General features: G+C 48.2%; 15 protein-coding genes. 4 read left to right on the plus strand and 11 right to left on the minus strand.

Features of this window, described 5'->3' with window-relative positions; genetic code table 11:
- Positions 1-55: 55 nt before the first annotated feature.
- Positions 56-1,312: a DNA polymerase IV gene (locus MHB72_RS13610; RefSeq protein WP_020452103.1), complete on the minus strand. Its 1,257-nt coding sequence runs from the start codon at positions 1,310-1,312 to the stop codon at positions 56-58.
- 80 nt (positions 1,313-1,392) lie between these two features.
- Between MHB72_RS13610 and MHB72_RS13615 the strand changes: the two genes are divergently transcribed.
- The gene (locus MHB72_RS13615) at positions 1,393-1,680 is read left to right on the plus strand and encodes a hypothetical protein (RefSeq protein ID WP_020452104.1); all 288 of its coding nucleotides are present in this window, start codon (positions 1,393-1,395) and stop codon (positions 1,678-1,680) included.
- A gap of 90 nt (positions 1,681-1,770) precedes the next feature.
- Positions 1,771-2,556 carry a membrane protein insertase YidC gene (locus MHB72_RS13620; protein WP_229078641.1) on the plus strand — a complete coding sequence of 262 codons (786 nt, stop codon included), beginning with the start codon at positions 1,771-1,773 and terminating at the stop codon, positions 2,554-2,556.
- 133 nt (positions 2,557-2,689) lie between these two features.
- Here MHB72_RS13620 and MHB72_RS13625 read toward each other — a convergent pair whose 3' ends face one another.
- The gene (locus MHB72_RS13625; protein WP_025811181.1) at positions 2,690-3,808 is read right to left on the minus strand and encodes a tripeptidase T; all 1,119 of its coding nucleotides are present in this window, start codon (positions 3,806-3,808) and stop codon (positions 2,690-2,692) included.
- 19 nt (positions 3,809-3,827) lie between these two features.
- On the minus strand, positions 3,828-5,357 hold the full coding sequence (locus tag MHB72_RS13630) for an acyl-CoA carboxylase subunit beta (RefSeq protein ID WP_025811180.1): 1,530 nt from the start codon (positions 5,355-5,357) through the stop codon (positions 3,828-3,830).
- A 90-nt stretch (positions 5,358-5,447) separates the two neighbouring features.
- Between MHB72_RS13630 and prli42 the strand changes: the two genes are divergently transcribed.
- A complete protein-coding gene (gene prli42, locus MHB72_RS13635; protein WP_230368212.1) occupies positions 5,448-5,549 on the plus strand; it encodes a stressosome-associated protein Prli42 in 102 nt (33 codons plus the stop codon).
- Positions 5,550-5,690: 141 nt separating this feature from the next.
- Here prli42 and MHB72_RS13640 read toward each other — a convergent pair whose 3' ends face one another.
- From MHB72_RS13640 to MHB72_RS13660, 5 genes are all read right to left on the minus strand, one after another.
- Positions 5,691-6,650, minus strand: a complete 960-nt coding sequence (locus MHB72_RS13640) for an aromatic acid exporter family protein (RefSeq protein WP_020452108.1) — start codon at positions 6,648-6,650, stop codon at positions 5,691-5,693.
- A 72-nt stretch (positions 6,651-6,722) separates the two neighbouring features.
- Positions 6,723-7,445, minus strand: a complete 723-nt coding sequence (locus MHB72_RS13645; protein WP_041817247.1) for an amino acid ABC transporter ATP-binding protein — start codon at positions 7,443-7,445, stop codon at positions 6,723-6,725.
- On the minus strand, positions 7,438-8,100 hold the full coding sequence (locus MHB72_RS13650; protein ID WP_020452110.1) for an amino acid ABC transporter permease: 663 nt from the start codon (positions 8,098-8,100) through the stop codon (positions 7,438-7,440). Before MHB72_RS13650 ends, MHB72_RS13645 begins: the two co-directional genes overlap by 8 nt.
- Before the next feature lie 86 nt (positions 8,101-8,186).
- A complete protein-coding gene (locus MHB72_RS13655; protein ID WP_216920100.1) occupies positions 8,187-8,954 on the minus strand; it encodes a transporter substrate-binding domain-containing protein in 768 nt (255 codons plus the stop codon).
- 228 nt (positions 8,955-9,182) lie between these two features.
- Entirely contained in the window at positions 9,183-9,620 is a 438-nt protein-coding gene (locus MHB72_RS13660; RefSeq protein ID WP_003183325.1) for a BrxA/BrxB family bacilliredoxin, read from the minus strand.
- Positions 9,621-9,804: 184 nt separating this feature from the next.
- Here MHB72_RS13660 and MHB72_RS13665 point away from each other — a divergent pair, with 184 nt between their 5' ends.
- Positions 9,805-10,707 carry a YegS/Rv2252/BmrU family lipid kinase gene (locus MHB72_RS13665; RefSeq protein ID WP_020452112.1) on the plus strand — a complete coding sequence of 301 codons (903 nt, stop codon included), beginning with the start codon at positions 9,805-9,807 and terminating at the stop codon, positions 10,705-10,707.
- Between the two features lie 25 nt (positions 10,708-10,732).
- Here MHB72_RS13665 and MHB72_RS13670 read toward each other — a convergent pair whose 3' ends face one another.
- Genes MHB72_RS13670 through MHB72_RS13680 form a run of 3 tightly spaced genes read right to left on the minus strand, consistent with a single transcriptional unit; the run spans position 10,733 to position 14,025 of the window.
- Positions 10,733-12,013 carry a dihydrolipoamide acetyltransferase family protein gene (locus tag MHB72_RS13670; protein ID WP_025811177.1) on the minus strand — a complete coding sequence of 427 codons (1,281 nt, stop codon included), beginning with the start codon at positions 12,011-12,013 and terminating at the stop codon, positions 10,733-10,735.
- 23 nt (positions 12,014-12,036) lie between these two features.
- Entirely contained in the window at positions 12,037-13,020 is a 984-nt protein-coding gene (locus MHB72_RS13675; protein WP_020452114.1) for an alpha-ketoacid dehydrogenase subunit beta, read from the minus strand.
- Positions 13,021-13,032: 12 nt separating this feature from the next.
- The gene (locus MHB72_RS13680; RefSeq protein WP_216920097.1) at positions 13,033-14,025 is read right to left on the minus strand and encodes a thiamine pyrophosphate-dependent dehydrogenase E1 component subunit alpha; all 993 of its coding nucleotides are present in this window, start codon (positions 14,023-14,025) and stop codon (positions 13,033-13,035) included.
- Positions 14,026-14,045: the final 20 nt, after the last annotated feature.

Below are 14,045 nucleotides of genomic sequence, written 5' to 3' on the forward strand. Positions count from 1 at the left end.
TTAGTTTAATTTTTATTTAAATTGAAATTACCACACTTTGACCTACATTTTCAAGCTATTGATCTTGTCTCTCGTCCTGGAAAAAATCTTTGTTAAAGCTTGTTCCGCTCGTCTTGCTTTCTTTTTTCACGATCCTGATCCCTTTTTTGATGAGGTCTGTTCCATATTTTTCATTCAATTCGGCCATCACTTTTTGGATCGGCTCATCTTTGGCATCCTCATGAAACGAAAATAAATCAAGCTGTTTGACGGCTTCCTTCCGATTGACGAGGTCTGTTCCCGTCACGCCTAAAAGTCTGACAGGGCTTCCGTGCCAATGCTGCCTGAAAAGGGCTTTCGCTTCCTTCGCAATATCTTCTCTTGAATCGGTCGGATTCAGAAGGGTCTTGCTTCTGGTTATGTTTGTCCAATCCGCAAAGCGGATCATGATGAAAACTTTTGCTGCCATGACCTCTTTTCGCTTCAGCCTGTCGCTTACTGAGACGGAAAGCTTGTCAATCAGGCCGCACAATTCCTTCTCATCTGTGCTGTCATACGGGAGAGTCGAGGAATTGCCGACGCTTTTGAATTCGTATATCCTGTCGGGATTCACCTCTCCGGTGTCGATGCCGTTTGCCCTCCTTTTTAAACGGGGGCCGTTGATACCTAGGAGGCGCTTTAAAGCATACTCATCTGCGGCAGCCAAATCGCCGATCTTGCCGATATCAAGCGTCTTGAGCTTTTCAGCGGTTTTCCGGCCGACTCCGTACATCTCGCTGATGTCCATGGGCCAAAGAATCCGGGGCACTTCGCGCTTTCTCAATATCGTAATGCCGAGCGGTTTTTTCATATCCGAAGCCATTTTGGCCAGGAATTTATTCGGAGCGATCCCGATGCTTGACGGAAGAAGCAGTTCTTCTTGAAGGCGCTCTTGAATTTCCTTCGCCGTTTCATATGCCCGATTTCTGTATGGCGTGTCCGTTAAATCCATGTACCCTTCATCAATGGAAACAGGCTCGACAAGGTCCGTATACTCCCTGAGCACTTGAAACATTTCTCTTGAAGAGCTTCTGTAGCGGTCGAAATTCGGCGGCTTGACGATCAGCTCGGGGCAGAGCCGCTTCGCTTCCCAAAGCGGCATAGGCGGTTTTACGCCGCGTGCTCTCGCCTCGTAGCTGCACGTGACGACGATGCCTTTCCGCTCCTTTGCATTTCCCGCGATGGCGAGCGGCCTGCCTTTCAGCGAAGGGTCATACGCCATTTCAACAGACGCGTAAAAGCTGTTCATATCGATATGAAAGATGACTCTTCCCTTTTGTTTATCAGCAGACAAAACGGCTCCCTCCTGGTACTCAGATTAGACATCCCGGCATTCATATAGTAAGATGTTAAATGAAACGGAAGTGATAATAGATGATTCTTGAATCTTTCAACGATGCTTTTTTACTGTTTGAGTTTTTCACAATCGTCCTTCCCGCACTGACGGCGATCGGTATCGCCCTCATCCTAAAGGACTGCAGTACGGGCGACAGCTGGAAAACGAAACGGTTTGAAGAATATCATGCAATACAGTTTGTTTCTGCAATCGATTTTCTTATCATCCTATATCATCGCATTACGGTATGGATAAGTAAAGTCATTCGCATGAAAGCTTCATCGAACGACGATGAAGACCACCGTTCCCTTCTTCTTTCAATTTAAACGGGAAAAGGTGTCCGGCAGACGGGCCCTTTTATTCAGAAGGAGGAGAACGTGTTGAACACGAAATTAAAACAATTGTTTGCGACTGCAATGTTTTTGATCATGACCATGTTTATAGGTGAACAAGCTTCGGCAGCCACCGGCAGTACCGGAGGAAGCGACAACTTCTTCCAACACTATGTCGTGGGGCCTTTTTCAGAGCTGATTAAAGGAATCGCCGGATTTTTCCACGGAAACTACGGACTGTCGATTATTTTTGTGACCATCATCGTCCGGGTTCTCGTCTTTCCGCTGTTTGCCAACCAGTATAAAAAACAGCGGGCCATGCAGGAAAAAATGGCGCTTGTCAAACCTGAGCTGGATGCGATTCAAAGCAAGCTAAAAAAGACGAAAGATCCTGTGAAGCAGAGGGAAATTCAGCAGGAGATGATGCAGCTTTACCAAAAGCATAACATCAACCCGCTGGCGATGGGCTGCCTGCCGATGCTGATTCAGTTTCCGATCCTGATCGGTTTTTATTATGCGATCCGCTCGACGCCCGAAATTGCTTCACACTCTTTTCTCTGGTTTAACCTCGGGCATTCGGATATTATCGTATCTTTATGCGCCGGGTTCATGTATTTTATCCAGTTCTATGTGTCTCAAAAGCTGAACGCACAGAACGCCCAAACAAATCCGGCGGCTCAGCAGTCCGCCAAAATCATGGGCTTCTTTTTCCCTGTGATGATGACGATCTTTTCGATCAACGTCCCTGCAGCCCTGCCGCTGTACTGGCTGACAAGCGGACTGCTTCTGACGATTCAATCCGTCGTTCTTCATCAAGTTTACCAAAAAAACAAAAAAGCCATTCAGCCTGCTGAATCGGCTACAAAATAAAAAGCTTGCGCCTTTAAAGGCGCAAGCTTTTTTGCGTTTCCCTTCCATCTTCTCGATCGCGACTTCAGGTAGTGTGACCGTTTCCGCTGAAACCATCGGCTCGAGCTGAAACGGTCCCTGTAAAAACCCGCCTTTATGACGGGTTTGCTACTTCCTCAATAATGGCAACAACCATTTCTGCAGTTTTGACAAGTTCCTCAATCGGCATTTTTTCGTTTTTCGTATGGATTTGTTCATATCCGACTGCAAGGTTGACAGTCGGAATGCCGTGTCCTGCGATGACGTTCGCATCGCTTCCTCCGCCGCTCGTCAATAGCTCGTACGGACGGCCGATTTTCTCGGCGGCTTTTTTGGCGATTTCAACGACGAGATCCCCGTCTTTGTATTTAAAGCCCGGGTACATGACTTCGATTTCCACCTCGGCTCTGCCACCCATTTCAGCGGCGGCTGCTTCAAACGCCTGCTTCATTTTTTCGGTCTGCTTTTCCATTTTTTCCGGAACAAGCGAACGGGCTTCAGCGAGAATGTCGACCTGATCGCAGACGATATTGGTTTGCGTTCCGCCCTCAAAGCGGCCGATATTAGCCGTCGTCTCCTCGTCGATGCGGCCAAGCGGCATTTTGGCAATCGCTTTTGAAGCGATCGTGATGGCGGAGACTCCTTTTTCCGGCTCTACTCCGGCATGAGCCGTTTTTCCGTAGACAGTTGCTCTAATTTTCGCCTGTGTCGGCGCTGCTACGATAATATTGCCGACCTTCCCGTCGGAATCAAGCGCATATCCGTAATCGGCTTTGATCAGCGATCGGTCTAAAGCTTTCGCTCCGACAAGCCCCGATTCTTCGCCGACCGTAATGATAAACTGGATCGTTCCGTGCGGAATGTTCTTTTCTTTCAGCACTTTTACGGCTTCGAGCATCGCTGCAAGGCCTGTTTTGTCGTCAGCTCCCAAAATCGTTGTGCCGTCTGTTTTGACATATCCGTCTTCAATGACCGGCTTCACGCCTTTTCCGGGCACGACGGTATCCATGTGGGATGTAAAGTAAATCGTGTCCGCCTCTTTCGTTCCAGGAAGCGTGCACACGAGGTTTCCCGCTCCGTGCCCCGTTTTTGGCGCGGTGTCATCCTCCACGACATCCATTCCCAGAGCAGCAAATTTTTCTTTCAGCACCTTGCAAATATCAGCTTCGTGTTTTGTCTCGGAATCAATTTGCACAAGTTCTAAAAACTCTTCTAACAGGCGTTTTTCATTCATGCTAGTTTCCCCTCCATTTTTAAAGCGGTATATTTCCATGCTTTTTGTCCGGCCGGATTTCTCTTTTGCTCTTCAGCATGTCAAACGTTTGGATCAGCTTCTTCCGCGTCTCTTTCGGATCGATGATATCGTCTACAATGCCGTATCTTGCAGCGGCAAAAGGGCTTGAAGCGTGCATGCATTTCCGGATTTTTTCCTCGCGGGCGGCCCGCGGGTCTTCCGACCGTTCGATTTCCTTCGCGAACAGCACATCCGCAGCTTCCGAGGCGCCCATCACTGCAATTTCTGCATTCGGCCAAGCAAACACGGCATCAGCTCCAAGCGCCTTGCTGTTTAAAGCGACATATGCTCCGCCGTATGCTTTTCTTAAAATGACCGTCACCTTGCAGACGGCGGCTTCCGCATACGCGTAAAGGATTTTAGCGCCGTGTCTGATCACCCCGCCGTGCTCTTCGCGTATTCCCGGAAGAAAGCCGGGACAATCCACCAAAGTCAAAATCGGGATCTGAAAGGAATCGCAAAAACGGATAAACCGGGCGATTTTGTCAGCCGCATCCATGCTGAGGCTTCCGGCTAAATACTTCGGCTGGTTGGCCACGATCGCCGCCGTTTCCCCCGCTATCCTTGCAAAACCGATCACCGCGTTTTTGGCAAAGTGGCGCTGCACTTCAAAAAATGTTCCGCTGTCTGCGATTTCCGCGATGATCTGTTTGATGTCATACGGCCGCTGACCGTCTTCAGGCAGAATCGTCATTAAATCAGGCCTTACCTCATCGTCTTTCGCCTTTCTCGCCTTAGCCGGGGGCTTTTCTTCGTGATTCTGGGGGATGTAGGACAAGAGCTTGCGCACCTCACTGAGGACGGCCTCATCGGAATCCCCGGAAAAATGGGCATTCCCGCTGATTGAATTATGTATATAGGCGCCCCCCAATTCTCCGGAGCTGACAGCTTCGCCTGTCGCCGTTTTGATGACTTTCGGACCGGTAATGAACATCTGTCCGGTTTTTTCGTTCATGAAAACGAAGTCGGTCAAAGCTGGAGAATAAACCGCGCCGCCCGCACAAGGGCCGAGAATGACAGAGATTTGCGGAATGATGCCTGAGCAAAGGACATTTCGGTAAAAAATATGACCGTATCCATCTAATGATAGCACACCCTCTTGAATTCTCGCACCACCTGAGTCGTTCAGACCGATGAAAGGGGCCTTATTTTTGAGGGCAAGATCCATGACGGCCGCTATTTTTTTGGCGTGCATTTCTCCGAGCGCTCCGCCGGTGACGGTAAAATCCTGGGAAAACAGATAAACGGGCCGCCCATCGATTTTTCCGAATCCCGTGACAACCCCGTCGCCTAACGGGCCGCCGGACTGCCGGCTTCTGGCAAAAGCATTCAGCTCAGTGAACGTTCCCTCATCAAGCAGAAGATCGATTCTCTCTCTGGCGGTGAGCTTGCCTTTTTGCTTCTGCCTGTCGATCCGTTCCTGCCCGCCCCCTAGCAAAGCTTGTTGACGGCTGTTGTTTAAATCGTCGACTCTTTCAAACATATTCATCGTGTTCTGCCCCTTCTCTATTTGATTCTTACACGAAACTTGTCCGATGAAAAAAAGCAGTATAAAATAATGGGAGATTAAAAAACAGAGGTGAAAAGCTTGTCTCGAAAATTCATCAAATTCATGGTTATTTTAATGATCGGCGTCATGGTGCTGACGACTCTGCTTACCGGACTCAGCATGATTTTTTAATACAAATCATGAAAGCAGGCGGCTCTTTTTGCGGAGAAACGCCTGCTTTTCTTCAAGCCCGGACTTCCGCAGGAATAGAAAAAACCGCACGGGTTTCCCCCTGTTCCATTAGATTGACCAATGAAGGAGAAACTCATGCGGTTATGCAGGAGATTTAATTCCTTTAAAGTAGCTCTTAATCACAAGATACTGTTCCATTTCGCCGAGAAAATTGAAAAGAGCAGCGCGCGCTTCAAATTCTTCGCGTGTCGTCGGCAGCTCCATCTCATCAATTTCCTCTCTCATTTTCACGAGCCGCTTCAAAAACTTATGAGCCGTATTGCCGGGATGGATGGCTCCTCTTAAATCATGAAGAAACGCTGCGATCATATGCCCCTGTTCAACCGTCATCGAAATCGACGTAATTTTCGGCAGGACCCTTTCGATAATTTCAAACTGCTTTTCTCTCATTTTAAAGTAGTGATAATAGAGATTTTCGTGCCTGAGAAAGTGATTTTCCACATCACGGTATGCCAGGGTCTTCGCTTCATTGATCAAACGGTGCGTCTCAGGAATCTCTTTTCCCGTCCAGTCCTGTTCCCCGGTCAGCAAATAGCGTTCGATTTCTTCAAAAATCTTGGCAAAGTTATCTTCGATTTTCTGCTGATACTGTTTGAGCTCTTTATCGAGGCTCGGCATGTACAAATTCATCAGCAGGGCAACGCCGATTCCCGTAATGATGATGAGGCATTCATTCCAAATGAGAGAAAGGGTGATCCCTTCTGACATATAAAGATGAAGAATGATGACCGAACTTGTGACGATTCCTTCTTTTATTTTCAGAAGAACGGTTGTCGGAATAAAGAACAGCAGCATCAGACCGATGACAGCCGGATGATAGCCGATCAGTTCAAAAAACGCGTATGAAAAAACGATCGCAAGAATGCATGCCGCAAACCGGGCCCATGATGCCTGAAGGGACCGCTTTTTCGTCACTTGAATACAGAGGATCGTGATGATCCCTGTCGACACAAAATTATGAAGGCCGAGCAGCTGTGCGATATAGATGGCCAATGCTGTGCCAAGCGCTGTTTTTAATGTGCGATAACCTATTTTAAACATCGTTAACCCCAATCTTTTCTGCTAGTCTTAGTGAATAAAAAAGAAGAAGATCAGTATCTTCTTCAGCTTATTTTATAGTATTTTCTCTAAAAAGTCTTGAGCTCTTTTCGATTTTGGAGAAGAAAAAAACGCTTTAGGATCATCGTCTTCGACAATGGTTCCTTCATCCATGAAAAGCACCCTGTCGGCGACTTCTTTGGCAAAGCCCATTTCGTGCGTCACGATCACCATCGTCATCCCGGTTTTCGCCAAATCCTGCATCACCTGAAGCACTTCTTTGACCATCTCAGGATCAAGGGCCGATGTCGGCTCGTCAAACAGCATGATGTCCGGATTCATCGCCAGCGCCCTCGCAATCGCAACGCGCTGCTTTTGCCCCCCTGATAAACGGTTCGGATAATCATCTTTTTTATCGATAAGCCCCACTTTCTCAAGCAGTTCTTCCGCTTTTTTCGCTGCTGCCTGTTTGCTTTCTTTTTTGACATGGACAGGTGCATACGTAATATTTTCAAGAACCGTTTTATGCGGAAACAAATGAAAATGCTGAAAGACCATGCCGATGTTCTCTCTGATTTTCAGCACATTTGTTTTCGGTCTTGTAATCTCTTGATCCTGAATGAAAATGCTGCCCTCCGTCGGCTTTTCGAGCATGTTTAAGCAACGCAGAAACGTGGACTTGCCTGAGCCTGACGGACCGATGACAGCGGCTACTTCGCCTTTTTCAAAGGAAACGGAAATATGTTTAAGCACCTCGTGCTTTCCGAAAGATTTTGAGAGATTGCGAACATTAATCATTGACATTCAGCTTCCTTTCAATCGCTTTGCCGACAAACGTCAGGATCAAAACGAGCACATAGTAGATGAGACCCGCAAACAGCATCGGCTCAAGCGGGCTGTAGATCGCCGCTCCCGCCTGATAGCTTCGTCTCATAATATCGCCGAGTCCGATGACGGTGACAACAGCCGATTCCTTTGTCAGTGTAATCGATTCGTTGATCAGCGCTGGCATGATATTTTTAAAGGCCTGCGGCAGCAAGAGATCCTTCATCATCTTTGCATACGGGACGCCCAGCGCCATCGCCGCTTCTTTTTGCCCTTTGTCGATCGCATTGATTCCGGCTCTGATGATTTCTGACACATAAGCGGCGGAATTTAAGCCGAATGCGATGACGGCCGCCCAGTAAGCATCAATATCGAAGCCCAGCACCTGAGGCAGCCCGTAATAGACGATCATCAGCTGCAGAACAAGCGGTGTCCCCCGGAATATGGAAGTGTAAAAATCGGCAATCCATGCGAGGGGCTTGATCGAACTGATTTTTAAAAGCGTAATCAAAACCCCCAGCAAAAATCCAAGCACGGCCGCAGCCGCGACCACTTTTAAGGTGACGCCCAAGCCTTCCAAAATGAAAGGCATCTCGGGTATTGTACTAGAAAAATCAAGAAAATTCATGTGACTCTCCCTCTCCCGCCTCATCATCAAAGAGGCGCACATCGCTTTAGAAAAAAAAGTTCAACAAAAAGTTGAACTTTTCACGCTTACTTTTTCGTTTCTCCGCCGAACCATTTTTCTTTCAGCTTTTCAAGTTCTCCGCTTTTCTCCATTTCTTCAAGCGCTTTGTTGAACTTCTCGGTCAAATCGCTTCCCTTTTTGAAGGCGATCGCGGAGCCGGCTTTTTCATCCGGTTCTTTCGGCAGATTGTAGCCAACCAGTTCTTCATTTTTATTAATATATTTTTCGGCAACGATATCCTCTATGATTGCTGCGTCAAAGCGGCCCGCTTTGATTTCTTCGGTTAAATCCGAAATGCGGTTGCGGTTTTCAACTTTTAAATTATAATCCGGCGTAAGCTCCTTCGCTTTTTCTTCCTGAATGGAGCCAAGCTGCACGCCGACCGTTTTTCCTTTCAAATCGTCAAGCGATTTGATGCCGCTTGATTTTTTTGTAACGATCATGTTGTGAGCCGTATAATAGACGTTTGAAAAATCGACCTGCTTTTTGCGTTTAGGCGTCGGCGTCATTCCTGAAAGCACGATGTCGACTTTGTTTGTTTTAAGAGCGGTCACCAGGCCGTTGAAGTCCATGTCTTTCACTTCGATTTCATGGCCCGTTTTTTTAGCCAGTGCATTGGCCAGATCAACATCAAAACCGACAATCTTATCTCCGTCTTTCGATTCAAAAGGCGGGTAATCGGCTGAAGTTCCCATCACCAATGTTTTTTTATCAGCAGAACTGCTGCTCGTCCCGCATGCAGTCAATGCAAATGTGACACATGCTGCCACTACCATTAACATCCATTTTTTCATGTTGTGTATCCCCCTGAACCTTTTTTGAATATTTATTCGTTGATATGTATTTTAAACATTTTCTAGGCCAGATGCAATACCATTTTGAAAAATAACTGAAAAACCTTCAAACAAGCCTTTAAATACCAATTGAAAGCCTATGTTTTTATCTTTCTGATTGCATATAAAAAGAATTTTTATACATAAAAAAAGCCTGCCACTGTTTTGGCAGGCGGTATTTCCTTTACCTTATACTTCTTCACAGTATTCTTCAAACAATCCTTGTAGCTTAGTGATGACAGCCATCGGCTCATAGCCTTCAATTTCATGGCGTTCGACCATTTTTAAAATCTTGCCGTCTTTTAAAAGAGCGAATGACGGAGAAGAGGGCGGATATCCTTCAAAATATTCCCTTGCTCGAGCCGTCGCTTCTTTGTCTTGTCCGGCAAAAACGGTGACGAGATGATCCGGGCGCTTATCGTAATGAACCGCATGATGTGCGGCTGGCCTTGCAATTCCCCCTGCACAGCCGCAGACGGAGTTGACCATCACAAGCGTAGTCCCTTTTTTCGTGAGCGCTTCATCGACCTCTTCAGGCGTTTTCAATTCGGTGTAGCCGGCAGCCGTTATTTCCTGTCTGGCTTGGCGCACGACATCATTCATAAACAGATTAAAATCCATGTTCACTTTAAGATCTCTCCTTTTTAGCCGCCTTTAGCATGATGCTAAAGGCGCTGTTTGCTCATCTGTTCTAATGATACTTTGAAACCGTCCGAACCGCAAATCAGGCGATTCGTGTTCCTTCAGGTTTATGGCACGGGCAGCCCGGGGAAAAATAAGTAAAGACTCTATCAAATAAAGGAGCACCTTTATGAACCGAAAGAAAGCAATGCTGATTTACAACGGAAATGCAGGACAAAAAAATGTTGAAAAAACACTGGGTGCTGCCGTACCTGTTCTTTCACAGGCTATAGACGAACTCATCGTAAAACCGACGAGAAAGAAACGTGATGCATTCGAATTTTGCCGAAAGATCGGGGAGGATATCGGGCAATTGTTTATATTAGGCGGTGACGGAACGGTGCACGAATGTATTAACGGCATCAGCCAGCTTCAAACGAAGCCAGATATCGGCATTCTCCCGGGCGGCACATGCAACGACTTTTCGAGGGCGCTCCGCATTCCCCAGAACATTGAAAAAGCGGCGGAAGCGCTCGTCAATGGAAAACCTGTCCCGGTCGATGTGTTAAAAGCAAATGATCATTATTGTCTCAACTTCTGGGGCATCGGATTGATTACGGAAGCTTCCACCCATATCAATCAAACGGAAAAAGCGCTGCTCGGGAGAATCAGTTATTTTACAAGCGCACTGCGGACCATCTCCAATCTTGAGCCTTTCTCTTTCCGCCTGTCGATCGACGGAGAAGAGTTTACTGACGAAGCGGTCATGGTGGTCGTGCTGAACGGACCATTTATCGGAACAAACAAGATCCCCCTTCCGCAGCTGAGCATTAACGACGGAAAAGCGGACATCCTCGTCTGCCGGAATACGAATCTGGCTGCATTGAAAGAACTTTTTGCAATGGATGATCCCGAATGGGATTCCTTTGCAGGCGAGCTCTCCTATTATCAGGGGCAAACCGTTGAAGTTGAAACCGCCCTCCCAATGGAAGCCGATACAGACGGCGAAATCTGCACAAAAACGCCGGCTTCAATCGAGGTGCTAAACGGACATCTCCGCATGCTCGCCCCCTTAGAAAAAGAAAAGAGCTGACCCTTAACGGGCCAGCTCTTCTTTTTTAATAAATGGAAGTATGATCATCGATTTGTTCCAAAATCTCTTTCACACGGGCAAGGAATCTGCCGCAAACGAGGCCGTCAAGCACTCTGTGGTCGAGGGATAAGCACAGGTTCACCATATCTCTGACCGCGATCATGCCATGCTCCATGACGACGGGACGCTTGACGATCGATTCAACCTGCAGGATGGCCGCCTGCGGATGGTTGATGATCCCCATTGACTGAACCGACCCGAACGAACCGGTATTGTTGACCGTGAACGTACCTCCGCTCATATCCCCGCTCGTCAGCTTGCCGCTTCTGACCTTATGAGCCAGTTCGGAGATTTCTCTCGCGATGCCTTTAATCGTTTTTTCATCGGCATGCTTGATGACAGGAACGTACAGCGCATCGTCAGTCGCTACTGCAATTGAGATGTTGATGTCTTTTTTCTGAATGATTTTATCTCCGGCCCACATGCTGTTCATTTGCGGGAATTCCTTCAGCGCCTGTGCGACCGCTTTGACAAAGAACGCGAAAAAGGTCAGGCTGAAGCCCTCTTTCTTCTTAAATTCGTCCTTTATTTTGTTGCGGTAGCTCACAAGACTTGTAACATCCACTTCCATCATCGTCCAGGCATGAGGGATTTCATGCTTGCTTCTGACCATATTGGTCGCAATCGCATGACGGATTCCGGTCACAGGAATCTCGACGTCTCCAGCCGCACTTTGAGGCGGTGCAGCTTGAGGGGCGGCTTGCGCCGGCTTTTGGACGGGCTCACTCGCTCCCGCGGCATTTGTATCCGGCTGTTTTTCCGGCGCCGCATCAGCTTGAGGAGCAGCTCCGGAAGCAATGATGCGCTGGATGTCTTTTCTGGTGATCCGTCCGCCGGCACCGGTACCTTCCACCTGCTCCAAATCAATGTTGTGCTCACCGGCAAGTCTCAGCACCGCCGGGGAATAACGTTTTTTCTGAGATGTATCTTTTTCCTCCGGTTTGGCCGGCTCCGCTTCCGCTTGATCCAGATTGGAAACAGCCTCAGCCTCCGGTTTCGCTTCTTCGTTTGTTTCGACTTTGCAGATGACGTCTCCGACTTGCAGAGTTTCGCCTTCTTTCCCGACAAGCTCGGTAATCGTTCCCGTGAACGATGAAGGGACTTCAGCATTGACCTTATCCGTCATCACTTCAGCAATCGGATCGTATTTGTTGACGTGATCTCCGACGCTGACAAGCCATTTGCTGATGGTTCCCTCCGTCACGCTCTCCCCGAGCTGCGGCATTGTCATTTGTTCCACTGCCATACGATATGTCCTCCTTCGCTATATTAAAACTCGGCCAATTCTCTCATTGCTGCTTCTGCTTTATCCGGATTGACCATAAAGAATTTTTCCATTGTAGGAGCATACGGCATTGCCGGGACGTCAGGGCCCGCCAACCGCTTAATCGGCGCATCCAAATCGAACAGGCAATGCTCTGAAATGATCGCGGCTACTTCACTCATAATGCTGCCTTCCTTCGTATCCTCGGTCATCAGAAGCACTTTGCCCGTTTTGGAAGCCGCTTCAATAATCGCTTCCTGATCGAGCGGATATACTGTTCTTAAATCAAGGATATGTGCGGAAATCCCGTCTTTGGCAAGCCGCTCGGCAGCCTGAAGGGCGAAATGGACGCACAATCCGTATGTGATGACGGTAATGTCTTCGCCTTCCCGCTTCACATCCGCCTTTCCGATCGGCAGCACATAGTCGTCACTCGGCACTTCGCCCTTGATCAGCCGGTACGCACGTTTATGCTCGAAGAACAGGACAGGGTCGTCATCGCGGATGGCCGCTTTCAAAAGCCCTTTGACATCATAAGGTGTCGAAGGCATGACGATTTTCAGCCCGGGCTGGTTGGCAAATACGGATTCAACTGACTGAGAATGGTACAGCGCGCCGTGCACGCCTCCGCCGTAAGGTGCGCGGATGACGATCGGACAATTCCAGTCATTGTTGGAGCGGTAGCGGATTTTTGCCGCTTCTGAAATAATCTGGTTGACAGCCGGCATGATAAAATCTGCAAACTGCATTTCGGCGACCGGTCTCATCCCGTACATGGCAGCCCCGATTCCGACGCCGGCAATTGCGGATTCCGCCAAAGGCGTGTCCATCACCCGCTCTTCGCCGAACTGGTCGTAAAGACCGGCTGTTGCCTTGAACACACCGCCTTTTTTGCCGACATCCTCCCCTAAAACAAAGACGCGGGAATCCTTTTCCATTTCTTCTTTCAAAGCCAAAGTGACAGCATCTATATATGACATAACTGGCATTGTTCTTCCCCCTTACTCCGCATAAACATGCCGCAGCGCATCTTCCGGATCTGCATAAGGTGCATGTTCAGCATAATCTGTTGCTTCATTGACGATGGTTGTGATCTCATCCGACATTTGCTTCTCAGACTGGTCGTCCAGAAGCCCTGTTTCTTTTAAGTAATGCGCGAATTTGTTAAGCGGATCATTTTTCTTCGCCTCCGCCACCTCTTCGCGCTCTCTGTAGCTTCGATCATCATCATCGCTGGAGTGCGGGGTCAGCCGGTATGATATCGTTTCGATTAATGTCGGACCTCCGCCTCTTCCGGCACGTTCCCTTGCTTCTTTAACCGCTTTGTAGACTTCAAGCGGATCATTTCCGTCAACGGTCACGCCGGGCATGCCGTAACCGACGGCGCGGTCGGAAATGTTTTCACAAGCCACCTGCTTTTCGTAAGGAACCGAAATGGCGTATTTATTGTTTTCACACATGAAAATGACGGGAAGCTTATGAACGGCGGCAAAGTTCGCCCCTTCATGGAAGTCCCCCTGGTTTGAAGAGCCTTCGCCGAACGTCACAAAAGTCGCGATGTCTTTCTTTTCAAGCCTTCCGGCAAGCGCTACACCCACCGCGTGCGGAACTTGCGTTGTCACTGGCGAAGAGCCCGTGACGATCCGGTTTTTCTTTTGACCGAAGTGGCTCGGCATCTGCTTTCCTCCCGAATTCGGATCCTCGGCTTTTGCAAACGCCGACAGCATTAAATCTTTTGCCGTCATGCCAAAAGCAAGGACAACGCCCATATCTCTGTAATATGGAAGCACATAATCGTTCTCACGGTCTAATGCAAATGCCGCTCCGACCTGGGCGGCTTCCTGTCCTTGACAAGAGATGACAAAAGGAATTTTGCCTGAACGGTTTAAGAGCCACATCCGCTCATCTAGTTTTCTGGCTAAAAGCATGGTTTTGTACATGTCGATTGCTTGTTCATCTGTTAATCCAACTGCTTCATGACGGTTATTGCCCATTTTTTTCACTCCTTCATGCT

It is taken from the genome of Bacillus sp. FSL K6-1284 (assembly GCF_038002625.1).
Taxonomy (GTDB): Bacteria; Bacillota; Bacilli; order Bacillales; family Bacillaceae; genus Bacillus; species Bacillus paralicheniformis.